Here is a 12,375-nt window from a genome sequence, read left to right as displayed (position 1 = left end):
ACGCCTGCCCGAATCCGGGAGGTTTGCTTGATTTCACCGCCGGACGGTATCGGCGCTGCCCTTCCCGAGTACTTCGCGCGCCGCCTTCTGCTGGCGAGCCAGCAGCGACGTGAAGTCCCTCGCGACGTCAGGGTGCTTGTCCAGCCACCGCTGCTGTACGGCGGCAAGCCGGGTGTACGCCGTGGTCAGGTACCCCGTCTCCGCCTTGCAACGCAGGTCCGCGGGCACGGCGGGACTGGCGAGCCGCGCCTGTTCCGTGCGCAGGGACCCGAGGAGTCGTACGGGATCCTCCGCCGTGAACCCCGTCTGCTTCATGCACTGCCGCCAACGCCGGGTCGCGACCCGGAACGCGGTGTCCTTCTCCACGTCCCTGCGGCTCTGATCCTGCGCCTCGAAGAGCATGATCCGCACCTGTAGCCATCGCATGCGTCCGTCGCCGAGCAGGCGTTTCTCGGCGTCCGCCAGACAGCCGTTGCCCGGACGGGACACACGCATGCGGACACCCTTGGCGGTGACCCGCTTGGACTCGTCCCCGAACAGGGCCTTCGCGTACGCCGCGGTGCTCTCCGGGCTGCCCTTCTTGGGCGGCGCCTCGGATACCGGTGGGGTCGCCGGCGCGGTGGCGTGTCGTGGCGGGGCGGACTCCAGGCCGAACGTCTGCGGCAGCTGATCGGCGTCGTCCGACGACTTCTCCACCGTCGCGGGAGCGTAGTGATAGCCGCTCCTGGCCATGCAGTCGATGGCGGACTTCCGCTGGGCCTCGGCGCTTTCGGCGTCCGGGGTGAACAGAAGCCGGGTGACGGGAGGCCGCCGGTGCAGGGCGGACAGCTGCGCCTCGGTGTGGGTCTTCGGTGGCTTCGCGGTCGTGGGGGAGGCGGTCCCCGCGCAGCCGGCCGCGCCGACGGCGGCCAGCACCAGGGTCAGTACGAGCGCGGCCCGGCCGGTGCCCGGCGCACCCTTGTGGTCGCCGGGCCGGTCACGATCGTGGTGCTTCGGAAACATCAGAAGCAGTGGATGGTGGTCGTGCCGCGCAGCAGGAGCGAGCTGGCCTCGTCCCACTGGCCGATGTGGTTGCCGGTGACGTTGTCGGTCGACAGCTGACTGGAGTCGACCTGGCTGCCGGGGTTGACGCAGAAGACGAGCCCGCCGCCATAGTTGATGTCGTAGTAGTAGTGGCTCTCGTAGCCGCCGGTGCTGGAGTTGCTGGCCGACCGCACGTCGTCGTTCACCCTCTGGTAACAGCCCTCGCCGCAGGACTCCTCGAACAAGTCGTCGGTGAAGTCGGGGTCGCTGTTGAAGTACGAGTGCTTCGCGGTGCCGAGTTGTTTCCAGAACACGCAGTGGTACCCCGCCGCGCAGTAGCTGCCCGCAGACGCGGGTCCGGCGGTCGCCACGCTGCCGCCGACGAGCAGCGCCGCGGCGCCCGCGGCCATGGCGATGCGCTTGATGAATGACATGGATACGAGTCCCTTGCGAATCAGAAGCAGTGGATGGTGGTCGAGGGACGCAGCAGGAGCGAGCTGGCCTCGTCCCGCTGACCGTTGTGGTTGCCGTCGACGCCGTCGTCCGTCAGCTGGCCCGAGTTCACCTGGCTGCCGGGGTTGACGCAGAAGACCAGGCCGCCGCCGTAGTTGATGTCGTAGTAGTAGTGGCTCTCGTAGCCGCCGGTGCTGGAGTTGCTGGCCGACCACACGTTGTCGTTCACGATCTGGCTGGTGCAGCCGTCGCAGATCTCGTTGAACCTGTCGTCGGTGAAGTTGGCGTCGCTGTTGAAGTACGAGTGCTTCTCGGAGCCGAGGGCCCCCATGAACACACAGTGGTACCCCGGCGAGCAGTAGTCCCCCGCAGACGCGGGTCCGGCGGTCACCACGGTGCCGCCGACGAGCAGCGCCGCGGCCCCCGCGGCCATGGCGATGCGCTTGATGAATGACATGGAGATACGTCCCTTGTGAATCGGAAGGGTTCGGATCAGAAGCAGTGGATGGTGGTCGTGCCGCGCAGCAGGAGGGAGCTGGCCTCGTCCCGCTGGCCGTTGTGGTTGCCGGGCACGCCGTCGTCCGACAGCTGGTAGTAGTCCACCGAGCTGCCTGGGTTCACACAGAACACCAGCCCGCCACCGTAGTTGATGTCGTAGTAGTAGTGGCTCTCGTAGCCGCCGGTGCTGGAGTTGCTGGCGGCCTCGACGTTGTCGTTCACTTTCATCCAGTCGGGACCGTAGTCGAACGTGTCGTTGGTGAAGTCGGAGTCGCTGTTGAAGTAGGCGTGCTTGCTGTTGCCCTCGATGCTCCCGGCGAACGCGCAGTGGTAGCCCGCCGGGCAGTTGGGGCCGGCCGAAGCCGGAAGCGCGGTCGCGATTCCGCCTGCCATGAGCAGAGCGGTCGTGCCCGCCAGAGCGGCCGCACGTCCGACGCGCCGCGTCGACATCATGATATTTCGCATTTATGATCCTTCCCGCATTGATGTGTGCCGCTCAAGCCACTACCGGCTTGAGTCTGCGGATCCGGGGGGCGTGCTGTGAAGTTGTGTGCGTTGGAACGCAATTGCCCAGGTCAGGCGACCTGAGGTGCTGCGAATTCACTTCACGGGCGAGGACCTGGCCCGCATCCGGATCGCCCCCGAGCCCGACCCTCTCTGGGAACTGCTCATCAGCCTGAACCGGCTGCGCAGGCGGGACGCGGGGGTGATCTTCGGGTCCTGGCTGAAGGACACATTGCCGCGCGTGCCGGCCTCCACCCGGGTACTGACCGCCCTGGCTCCGCCCGTCGGCTACTCGGTGGACTTCCTCACCGCGGCCACCGGCGGCGGCGTCAGCGACCGGACCGAGGCCTTGCGCTCCACACCGCTCCGGCAAGTCCACACGGACCTGGGGGAGTTCGGCCGACGGCACCCCACCCGGAGGCTGCCCTCGTGGTGCCGCGAACTGGTCACCGGTGAGGCGTCGGGTCTGGGCAGGATCGCCGACGCCGCGGACGCGTACTTCGCCGCCGTCCTCGCGCCGTACTGGGACCGCGTACGGGCCCAGGTGAGCCGGGACCGGTCGCGCCGCTCCACCACCCTTCTGGACGGTGGCTGGGACGCGGTCCTCAGCACACTGCATCCGTCGGCGCGCTGGGAGTACCCGGTCCTGCAACTCGACTACCCGGTAGACCAGGAGCTGCGTCTCATGGGACGCGGTCTGCTCCTCCAGCCCTCCTTCTTCTGCCGCCACGCGCCGACGGCCTTCGCCGATCCGACCCTGCCGCCGGTCCTGGTGTACCCGATCGAGCATCAGGTCAACTGGGCGTCCCCGCAGGCCGGTTCGGCCGACGGCCAGGCGCTCACCGCGCTGATCGGGCCGACACGGTCAGCCCTCCTGCACGCCGTCGCCGACGGCACCTCGTCGACCGGCGAACTCGCACGCCGGGCCGGCACCACCGCACCCAACGCCAGCCGTCACATCGCGGCACTGCGGGAGACGGCCCTGATCTCCAGTCACCGCCACCGCAACACCGTGCTGCACACCGTCACCGAGCTGGGTCTCGCCCTGCTCGGCGGCGGCGATCCTCTCATCCCCGAGCAGTCCGGGTAGAAGCCGAGACCCGCCCCGCCCCGATGCCGGGCGGAGCTGCACTCCTGTTCAGGTCGGCCGCCCGAACAGGTTCATCGGAGCCGTGGGGGCCGAGGTGAGCTTGCGGTGTGGGGTGCGCCGCGCTCCGGGCCGGGGCCGGTCGGGCCAGTGACGGGATGCGCCCGCCCGAAGGGCGGGACGGATCCACCACTCACTGCCCCAAGCCCCTCACCCCAGCTCCATCGCGGGCCCGGGACGTGCCACATCCCAGGGGTGCCGGCCTCTCTTCAAGGCACCTCTCCCCTGCTGCGCGCATTCGCGTGGGCCGTCGCGGCGCTCAGTCGCTCGGCCGGGGTGGCCTGGCGGACGGCCTCCGGTCTCGCGTCCCACTCCCGTCCACCGCCGTACGGCCGCAGCTGCACATACGGCCCTTCGTGTCCCATGACGATGCCGAGGCGTCCGGAACGGGTGTCGACGGCACAGGAGCCGACCGGGAGTTTCATCGCGTCCACCTCCGGTGGCTCCCCTGCCCCCGGCAATTTCACTCTTCGCATGCCACTGGTGGCCCAGCGTGCCTAGACTCGGCCGGAGTCTGTGTTCCCGACGGGCCCGCTGTTCCCAGCAGCCTCGCCGTCCTCTTCTCTTTACGAGGCCAGCGCTTCAACAATATGTTGAAGCGCTGCAACGAACACGACCCCGAAGGTACGGCCCGTGCTGCTTGACGGCTTCACCCCCTGGCCCGAGGACACCGCCGCCGCCTACCGCCGCGCCGGCTACTGGCAGGGCCGCACACTGCCCGACCTGCTGCACGACTGGGCCGCCGCGTACGCCCCGCGCACGGCGCTCGTGCACGGCGCCACCCGGCTGACGTACGCCCTGCTGAACCGCCGGGTCAACCGCATGGCCGCGGGCCTGCGGCTGCGGGGCATCGAGCCCGGCAGGCGGGTGGTGGTCCAGCTGCCCCACACCCCCGAGTTCGTGATCACGGTGTTCGCGCTGATGCGGGCCGGCGCGATCCCCATACTGTCTCCGACGGCCCGTCGCGACCCGGAGATCGCCCACCTGGTCGCCGCGACCGAGGCCGTCGGCTACGTCGGCCCGGCCGTGCACCACGGCTTCGACCACACCGCCATGGCCGCCCGGATCGCCGCCGAGTCGACGTCGCTGCGGCGGATCTTCACACTCCTCGCGCCCGGGGAGCAGACCGGCGGCTTCTCCGTGCTGCCGGGCGGCTGCCTGGCCTTCCCGCTGCACACCGTCGACGAGGCGCCCGTACCGGACCGGCACACCGAAGCCTCCGACGTGGCGTTCTTCCTGCTGTCCGACGGAACGACGGAGCCGCCCCAGCTCATCGGCCGCACCCACGACGACTACGCCTACCAGCTCCGCGCCACCGCCGAGCCGCTCGCCCTCGGCGCCGAGGATGTCTATCTGGCGGCCCTGCCCACGGAGTCGAACCTCACCCTCGGCTGTCCCGGCATCCTCGGCACGCTCGCCGTGGGCGGCACCGTGGTCCTGCTCGACGACCCCGCGCCGGACGCCGCCTTCCGGGCGATCGAACGGGAGAAGGTGACCGTCACCTCGGTCGTGCCCACCGTCGCCGCCCGGTGGCTGGACGCCCTCGACGGCGCGCGGGCCGGCCTGGACAGCCTGCGGGTGATGCAGATCGGTGGCGGCCGTCTCCACCCCGACCTGGCCGCACGCGTCGAGCCCGGCTTCGGCTGCCGGCTGCAGCAGGTGTTCGGCAGGGCCGAGGGACTGGTCACCGTCACCCGGCTGGACGACCCGGACGACGTGGTCCTGACGACCCAGGGACGCCCGGTCTCGCCGGCCGACGAGATCCGCATCGACGCTCCCGGGGGCCAGGCCGGCGAACTCCTCGTCCGCGGTCCGTACACCCCGCGCGGCTACTACCGGTCCCCCGAGCACAACGCCCGGGCGTTCACGCCCGACGGCTTCCACCGCACCGGCGTCCTCGCCCGGCTCACCGCCGAGGGCAACCTGGTGGTCGAGGGCCGCGTCCAGGACGCCGCCAACAGCGGCGGCGGCCGGAAGCCCGGCCCCACCTGCGTCAACTCGCCCTGCCCATAGCGCACTTCACGCCGTCATTGGTGCGACCTGTGGCGACTACGCCATTCGTGTGCGATCTCTTGACCGCCCCCACAGCCGCTCTTATGGTCACGCTGACCGATCGGACGTAGGACGTCGTACCTCCCCCTCCCCCCGACCTCGCTGGAGGAACCGTGCGCGACGACGTGACCCACGACGGGCCGGCACCGCGCCGCCGGTCGTTCCTGAAGTACACGGGGGCACTGGGCGCGGCCGCCGCCCTACCGCCGGTACTGGCGGGCTGTTCCGCCGGCCCGGAGTCCACGAACGACACCGGCAGCGGGGGCAGCGGCAAGGACCGCACGCTGACCGCGGTGATCGGCTACGGCAACGACGGCAGCTGGGATCCGACGCAGACGGCGTCCGCGTTCGCCATGGCCGCCAACAACCACATCTACGAGGGGCTGCTCGACACCGACCCGATCTCCCGGGTGCCGTATCCGGGGCTCGCCACCGAGGTGCCGAAGGACCCGAACGCCACCACCTGGCGGTTCACGCTGCGGTCCGGTGCGACCTTCCACGACGGCAAGCCGGTCACGGCCGACGACGTCGTCTTCGTCTTCGACCGGATCCTCGACCCGAAGACCCAGACCCTCGGCAAGGGCTTCTTCGTGAGCTGGCTGAAGGAGGCGCGGAAGGTCGACGCGAAGACCGTCGAGCTGGTGCTGAGGTTCCCGTTCCCGGACGGGCTCGCCCGGCTCACCCTGGCCAAGGTCATGCCGAAGCACGTGTTCTCCCGGCCCGGCGCCTGGGACGACGCGATCAAGGGGCTCGCGGTGGGCTCGGGGCCGTACCGGCAGACCGCGCACCACCCGAAGTCGAACACCACCTTCGAGGCGTTCGCCGCCTACAACGGCCCGCGCAAGCCCGCCTTCAAGCGGATGAACTGGCTGACGATCGTGGACGCGGCCCCGCGCGTGGCCAAGATCTCCGGCACGGGTGCCGGTGCGCAGATCGCCGACAACATCCCCTACGCCAACATCCCGAGACTGGAGCAGGGCGGTCTGAAGGTCGCCGGCGGCGCCGGGATGAACAACCTGTTCCTGATGTTCAACACCCGGCACAAGCCCTTCGACGACGTGCGGGTGCGGCAGGCACTGCACTACGCGATCGACACCGAGAAGATGGTGCAGGTCGCGCTGAAGGGGCACGGGAAGCCCGCGTCCTCGTTCCTCAACGAGGGCAACCCCAGCTACCGGCGGGCCAGGACGGTCTACGACTACGACCCCGAGAAGGCGAAGGCGCTGCTGAAGGCCGCCGGGGTCAAGGGCCTGAAGATCGAGATCCTCGCCGTGAACGTCAGCTGGATCGTGGACTGTCTGCCGACCATCAAGTCCTCCTGGGACGCGATCGGCGTGGAGACGACCCTGGCACCGCAGGAGACCACGGCCGTGTTCACCAAGATGGACCAGAAGCAGGACTACCAGGTGGTGGCCGCGGCCTCGAACCCCAACCAGTTCGGGCTCGACGCCGACCTGATCATGCACTACAACTACGGCCCCCAGAACCTGTGGATGCAGTACACGCGGTGGGCCGACGACCCCGTCGCCAAGCAGCTCTTCAAGGACATGGACCGGGCGACCCGGGAGCCGGACGCGGCGAAGAAGAAGGCGATGATCCAGGACTACGTCGACGTCGTCGCCGAACAGGCCGTGCTCTACCCGGTCGTCCACAACGAGCTGATGACCGCCTGGGACCCGCGCAAACTCACCGGCATAAGGGCACAGCCCTACCCGGGCATCAACCTCCTCCAGGCCACGTGGACCTGACGGTATGACGGCCGTCGTACGGATCCTGCTGCGCCGTGTCGCCCTGCTCGTGCCGCTGCTGCTCGGGATCGTGCTGTTCGTGTTCCTGGTGATGCGGTTCTCGGACGTCGACCCGGCGTCCGCGTTCTTCCAGGGCGCGAACCCGACCACGCGGCAGCTGCACGACTTCCGGGAGCGCAACGGCCTGCTGGACCCGCTGCCGGTGCGCTACGTCCACTTCGTCGGCGACCTGCTCCACGGCGACCTGGGCACCAGCGCCCTGACCCGGGCCCCGGTCGTCGACCAGGTCACCACCGCGCTGCCGCTCACCCTCCAGCTGACCTTCCTCGGCCTCGGCATCGCGGTCGTCCTGGCGCTGGCGGGTGGGGTCACCGCCGCCGTCTACCGCGACCGGCTGCCGGACCAGGTGATCCGGGTCGTCTCCCTCGTCGGAGTCGCCGCGCCCGGCTTCTGGCTGGCGCTGCTGATGATCCAGTACCTGGCGGTGGACCGGGGCTGGTTCCCGACCGGCGGCTACATCAACCCGGCCGACTCCTTCACCGGCTGGCTGAAGACGATGGCCCTGCCCGCGTTCGCGCTGTCCCTGCCGGTGGCCGCCCAGCTGACCCGGATCGTGCGGACGTCGGTGGTGGAGGAGCTGGACAAGGACTACGTGCGCACCGCGATCGGCGGCGGGCTGCCGCCCCGGGTGGTGGTCGGCCGGAACGTGCTGCGCAACGCCCTGGTCAATCCGCTGACCGTGCTCGGCCTGCGCGTCGGCTATCTGCTCGGCGGTGCCGTCGTCATCGAGACGATCTTCTCGCTGCCCGGCATGGGCAAGCTGATGATCGACGCCGTGCAGAACGGCGACCCGGCGGTGGTGCAGGGGGTGGTCCTCACCACGGCCACCGGGTTCGTCGTCGTCAACCTCGTCATCGACATCCTCTATCTGCTCGTCAACCCACGTCTGAGGGCGGCCTGATGGTCACGCGCGCGAGCCTCACCGAGCGGCTCTCCCGGCCCGGCGTCCGGCTCCGCGGCCTGCGCCGGCTGCCGCCGCTGTCGAAGGCCGCCGTCTGCTTCCTGGCCCTGGTCGTCCTGGTCGCCGTACTCGCCCCGGTGCTCGCCCCGGACGACCCGCTCGACCAGCAGGACCCGGTCGGCGGCACCGGACACCCGTCGGCCGCGCACTGGATGGGCCAGGACAGCCTCGGCCGGGACGTCCTGAGCCGGCTGATGTACGGCGCCCGCTGGTCCCTGGCCATCGGTCTGGGCGCGACCGCGCTGGCGCTGGTCGTGGGCGCGCTGCTCGGGGCGCTCGCGGCCACCTCCCGCAAGGCCGTGGACGAGACGCTGATGCGCTGCCTGGACGTGGTGATGGCGTTCCCGGGCATCGCGCTCGCGGCCGTGCTGGTCGCCGTCTTCGGCGGCGGGATCGGCGTGCTGATCTGCGCGATCGCCTTCCTGTTCACCCCGCCGGTCGCCCGGGTGGTACGGGCCAACGTGCTCGACCAGTACGGGGAGGACTACGTCACCGCGGAGCGCGTGATCGGCGCACGCACCCCGCACATCGTGCTGCGGCACGTGGCCGTCAACTGTGCCGCCCCGGTGCTGGTGTTCTGTACGGTCCAGGTCGCCGAGGCCATCGTCTTCGAGGCGTCGCTGTCCTTCATCGGCGCGGGTGTGCGGCCCCCGGACCCCTCCTGGGGCAGTGTCATCGCCGACGGCAAGAACATGGTGCTGACCGGCGGCTGGTGGGCGACCGTCTTCCCCGGGCTGCTGATCCTGCTCACCGTGCTGTCCCTGAACATCCTCTCCGAGGGCGTCTCGGACGCCTGGGCGGCCCCGGCGGCCCGGGAGGTGGCTGCGCCCGAGGACCGCCTGGAGACACCGGAACCCGGCGACGTGCTCCCGCTCCCCGGCCTGACGGAGGCCGCCCGCCGCCTGCGCTCCCGGGCCCGCCCCGGGCCCGACCGGGCCGGACCACCGGTGCTCGCCGTGGAGAACCTCGCCATCGGCTTCCCGGACCGGCACCGGGGCGTGGACATCGTGGACGGGGTCAGCTTCGAGGTGCACCCCGGCGAAGTGCTGGGCCTGGTCGGCGAGTCGGGCTGCGGCAAGTCGCTGACCGCGCTCACCGTCATGGGCCTGCAGCCGAAAGAGGCCCGGGTGCGCGGCCAGGTCCGCTTCCACCAGCGGGACCTGCTCGCCGAGCCCATGCGGGTGCGGCGGCGGCTGCTCGGCCACGAGATGGCGATGGTCTACCAGGACGCCCTGTCCTCGCTGAACCCGGCGATGACCATCCGCGCCCAGCTGAAGCAGCTCGTCCGGCGCGGTGGCCACCGCAGCCCGCGGGAACTCCTCGCGCTGGTCGGCCTCGACCCCGAGCGCACCCTGCGCAGCTACCCGCACGAACTCTCCGGCGGGCAGCGCCAGCGCGTCCTGATCGCCATGGCCCTCTCCCGCGACCCCGCCCTGATCGTCGCCGACGAGCCGACCACCGCCCTGGACGTCACCGTGCAGGCCCAGGTCATGGAGCTGCTGCTGCGGCTGCGCGCGGAACTGGGCTTCGCGCTGATCCTCGTCTCGCACGACCTGGCGCTGGTCGCCGACGTCACCGACCGGGTGGTGGTGATGTACGGCGGACAGATCGTGGAGACGGGCGTGACCGCCGACCTGGTGGAGGCACCGGCCCACCACTACACGCGCGGCCTGCTCGGCAGCGTGCTCTCGCTGGAGTCGGCCGAGGAGCGGATGACGCAGATCAAGGGGGTCGTACCGTCCCCCGCCGACTTCCCGGCGGGCTGCCGCTTCGCCGACCGCTGCCCGCTGGCGACCGCGGTGTGCCACACGACCGCGCCCGTCCTCACGGGCACGCCCACACACACGGCCGCCTGCCACCACCCGGCGGTGGACCTCACGTCGGCGGAGAGCGAGGGGGCCCTGCAGTGACCGCTGTCGTGGAAGTCCGGGACGCCCATGTCGTCCACAAGGCCCGCAGCGGCGGCCTGTTCACCCGCGACCGGGTGTACGCCCTGACCGGCGCCGACCTCAGCGTGGCGCCCGGCGAGACGGTCGGCGTGGTCGGCGAGTCGGGGTGCGGGAAGTCGACGCTGGCGAAGGTGCTGGTGGGCATCGAGCGGCCGACCTCGGGGACGGTGTCGTACCAGGGCCGCGACCTGTGGTTGATGCCGCCCGCCGAACGCCGGGCCACGGTCGGCGCGGGCACCGGCATGATCTTCCAGGACCCGTCGACGGCCCTGAACCGCCGGCTGACGGTACGCCGTGTCCTGCGCGACCCGCTGGACGTCCACGGGCGCGGCACCAGGGCAGAACGGGAGGACCGGGTACGGGAGTTGATGTCCCTGGTGGGTCTCCCCCGAGCCCTCGCCGACGCACTGCCGGGCCAGCTCTCCGGCGGCCAGCGCCAGCGCGTGGCCATCGCCCGCGCCCTCGCCCTCGACCCCGGTCTCGTCGTCGCCGACGAACCGACCAGCGCCCTGGACGTCTCGGTCCGCGCGCAGATCCTCAACCTGCTCCTGGATCTGAAGGAACGCCTCGGTCTCGCCCTGGTGTTCGTCTCGCACGACATCCAGACCGTACGGCGAATGAGCGACCGGGTGATCACCATGTACCTGGGCCGGATCGTGGAGGAGACCCCGGCCGGCCGGGTCACCGACCAGGCCCGGCACCCGTACACCCGCGCCCTGTTCTCCGCCACGCCCGGCCTGCTCGACCCCATCGACCCGATCCCGCTGACCGGCCCGGTGCCCTCGGCGACCCGCCCGCCGAGCGGCTGCCCGTTCCGCACCCGCTGCTGGAAGGCGGACGAGAGCTGCGCCGACACGATGCCGGCGTTCTCGGCCGCGTCACAGCCCGGACACCGCTACCGCTGTCACCATCCTGTGGAGGAGGACCGGTCGACCCGCGACCTGGTCCGCCAGAACCTGCCCCAGGAGCCTTGATGACCCTTCCCGCCCCGCTGACCGGTGTCGTCCCGCCCGTCTGCACCCCCCTGACACCGGACCGCGAGGTGGACGTCCCCTCGCTGCTCAGGCTGGTCGAGCACCTGGTGGAGGGCGGGGTGCACGGCCTGTTCCTGCTCGGCTCGACCTCGGAGGCGGCCTTCCTGACGGACGCGCAGCGCAGGCTGGTGGTCGAGGCGGTCGTCGGCCACGTGGCCGGTCAGCTGCCCGTTCTCGCCGGGGCCATCGACATGACCACCCCGCGCGTCCTGGACCACGTCCGCGCCGTCACCGCGGCGGGCGCCGAGGCCGTCGTCGTCACGGCCCCCTTCTACGCCCGCACCCACCCCTCGGAGATCGTCCACCACTACCGCCGGCTCGCGGCCGCGAGCCCGGTCCCGGTGATCGCCTACGACATCCCCGTCGCCGTGCACACCAAGCTCCCCGCCGAGCTGGTGCTGGGCCTCGCCTCCGACGGCGTACTGGCAGGCCTGAAGGACTCCAGCGGCGACCTGGCCGCCTTCCGTGAAGTCGTCACCGGTGCCCGCGCCCACCACGGATTCAGCGTGCTGACCGGCTCCGAACTGATCGTCGACTCGGCCCTGGCGCTCGGCGCCGACGGCGTGGTGCCGGGCCTCGGCAACGTCGACCCGCAGGGCTACGTCCGCCTCTACCGGGCCGCCCGGGCGGGCGACTGGGAGGGCGCCCGGAGCGAACAGGAACGACTGTGCACACTGTTCGGCATGGTCGGCGTCGGGGACCCGGCACGGATGGGCGGCAGCTCGTCGGCGATCGGCGCGTTCAAGGCGGCACTGCACATGCGCGGGATCATCGACTGCCCGGTGACGGCGGAGCCGCAGGTGCCGCTGTCCGGTGACGAGGTGGCGAAGGTGGGGAAGTTCCTGGCGGGGTCCGGGTTGCTCTAGGCGGTTTCGTTCGGATCAGTCGGCCCTTGGTACCGGCACCCCGTGATGCCTGTGCGTCACCACCGCTCACGCGATGCTTA

General features: G+C 70.9%; 12 protein-coding genes. 7 read left to right on the top strand and 5 right to left on the bottom strand.

Annotated features, from left to right (window positions below; translation table 11 throughout):
* Window positions 1–33: 33 nt before the first annotated feature.
* The 4 genes from BEK98_RS19610 to BEK98_RS19595 are packed head-to-tail and all read right to left on the bottom strand — an operon-like array spanning window position 34 to window position 2,439.
* Window positions 34–1,002, bottom strand: a complete 969-nt coding sequence (locus tag BEK98_RS19610; protein ID WP_094217887.1) for a hypothetical protein — start codon at window positions 1,000–1,002, stop codon at window positions 34–36.
* On the bottom strand, window positions 1,002–1,457 hold the full coding sequence (locus BEK98_RS19605) for a peptidase inhibitor family I36 protein (protein ID WP_094217886.1): 456 nt from the start codon (window positions 1,455–1,457) through the stop codon (window positions 1,002–1,004). Before BEK98_RS19605 ends, BEK98_RS19610 begins: the two co-directional genes overlap by 1 nt.
* Before the next feature lie 20 nt (window positions 1,458–1,477).
* Entirely contained in the window at window positions 1,478–1,933 is a 456-nt protein-coding gene (locus tag BEK98_RS19600; protein ID WP_094217885.1) for a peptidase inhibitor family I36 protein, read from the bottom strand.
* A 35-nt stretch (window positions 1,934–1,968) separates the two neighbouring features.
* A complete protein-coding gene (locus tag BEK98_RS19595) occupies window positions 1,969–2,439 on the bottom strand; it encodes a hypothetical protein (RefSeq protein ID WP_143684137.1) in 471 nt (156 codons plus the stop codon).
* A gap of 124 nt (window positions 2,440–2,563) precedes the next feature.
* On the opposite strand from BEK98_RS19595, the gene BEK98_RS19590 reads away from it, so the two are divergent.
* Complete coding sequence (locus BEK98_RS19590; RefSeq protein ID WP_094217883.1) at window positions 2,564–3,568, top strand: ArsR/SmtB family transcription factor; 1,005 nt, start codon at window positions 2,564–2,566, stop codon at window positions 3,566–3,568.
* Window positions 3,569–3,834: 266 nt separating this feature from the next.
* Here the strand turns inward: BEK98_RS19590 and BEK98_RS19585 are convergent, their stop codons facing one another.
* Window positions 3,835–4,050: a hypothetical protein gene (locus BEK98_RS19585; RefSeq protein ID WP_094218243.1), complete on the bottom strand. Its 216-nt coding sequence runs from the start codon at window positions 4,048–4,050 to the stop codon at window positions 3,835–3,837.
* 208 nt (window positions 4,051–4,258) lie between these two features.
* On the opposite strand from BEK98_RS19585, the gene BEK98_RS19580 reads away from it, so the two are divergent.
* From BEK98_RS19580 to BEK98_RS19555, 6 genes are all read left to right on the top strand, one after another.
* A complete protein-coding gene (locus tag BEK98_RS19580) occupies window positions 4,259–5,638 on the top strand; it encodes a (2,3-dihydroxybenzoyl)adenylate synthase (protein ID WP_244201903.1) in 1,380 nt (459 codons plus the stop codon).
* Window positions 5,639–5,790: 152 nt separating this feature from the next.
* On the top strand, window positions 5,791–7,425 hold the full coding sequence (locus BEK98_RS19575) for an ABC transporter substrate-binding protein (RefSeq protein ID WP_094217882.1): 1,635 nt from the start codon (window positions 5,791–5,793) through the stop codon (window positions 7,423–7,425).
* Window positions 7,426–7,429: 4 nt separating this feature from the next.
* Window positions 7,430–8,386, top strand: a complete 957-nt coding sequence (locus BEK98_RS19570; protein ID WP_094217881.1) for an ABC transporter permease — start codon at window positions 7,430–7,432, stop codon at window positions 8,384–8,386.
* A complete protein-coding gene (locus tag BEK98_RS19565) occupies window positions 8,386–10,356 on the top strand; it encodes a dipeptide/oligopeptide/nickel ABC transporter permease/ATP-binding protein (protein WP_094217880.1) in 1,971 nt (656 codons plus the stop codon). The genes BEK98_RS19570 and BEK98_RS19565 overlap by 1 nt, the downstream gene beginning before the upstream one ends.
* Complete coding sequence (locus tag BEK98_RS19560) at window positions 10,353–11,369, top strand: oligopeptide/dipeptide ABC transporter ATP-binding protein (protein ID WP_094217879.1); 1,017 nt, start codon at window positions 10,353–10,355, stop codon at window positions 11,367–11,369. Before BEK98_RS19565 ends, BEK98_RS19560 begins: the two co-directional genes overlap by 4 nt.
* Window positions 11,369–12,295, top strand: a complete 927-nt coding sequence (locus BEK98_RS19555) for a dihydrodipicolinate synthase family protein (RefSeq protein ID WP_094217878.1) — start codon at window positions 11,369–11,371, stop codon at window positions 12,293–12,295. The genes BEK98_RS19560 and BEK98_RS19555 overlap by 1 nt, the downstream gene beginning before the upstream one ends.
* The last annotated feature ends 80 nt before the right edge of the window (window positions 12,296–12,375 follow it).

Origin of the sequence: Streptomyces diastatochromogenes (assembly GCF_002242805.1) — a bacterium.
GTDB classification, from domain to species: domain Bacteria; phylum Actinomycetota; class Actinomycetes; order Streptomycetales; family Streptomycetaceae; genus Streptomyces; species Streptomyces diastatochromogenes.
The sequence above is the reverse complement of the archived record's forward strand: the minus strand, read 5'-3'. Positions and strand labels throughout refer to the sequence as shown.

Excerpts from the sequence above, each read along its gene's own strand:
- BEK98_RS19600 (WP_094217885.1), bottom strand. The coding sequence starts at position 1,933 with ATGTCATTCATCAAGCGCATCGCCATGGCCGCGGGGGCCGCGGCGCTG.
- BEK98_RS19570 (WP_094217881.1), top strand. The coding sequence starts at position 7,430 with ATGACGGCCGTCGTACGGATCCTGCTGCGCCGTGTCGCCCTGCTCGTG.
- BEK98_RS19585 (WP_094218243.1), bottom strand. The coding sequence starts at position 4,050 with ATGAAACTCCCGGTCGGCTCCTGTGCCGTCGACACCCGTTCCGGACGC.
- BEK98_RS19555 (WP_094217878.1), top strand. The coding sequence starts at position 11,369 with ATGACCCTTCCCGCCCCGCTGACCGGTGTCGTCCCGCCCGTCTGCACC.
- BEK98_RS19605 (WP_094217886.1), bottom strand. The coding sequence starts at position 1,457 with ATGTCATTCATCAAGCGCATCGCCATGGCCGCGGGCGCCGCGGCGCTG.
- BEK98_RS19565 (WP_094217880.1), top strand. The coding sequence starts at position 8,386 with ATGGTCACGCGCGCGAGCCTCACCGAGCGGCTCTCCCGGCCCGGCGTC.
- BEK98_RS19610 (WP_094217887.1), bottom strand. The coding sequence starts at position 1,002 with ATGTTTCCGAAGCACCACGATCGTGACCGGCCCGGCGACCACAAGGGT.
- BEK98_RS19595 (WP_143684137.1), bottom strand. The coding sequence starts at position 2,439 with ATGCGAAATATCATGATGTCGACGCGGCGCGTCGGACGTGCGGCCGCT.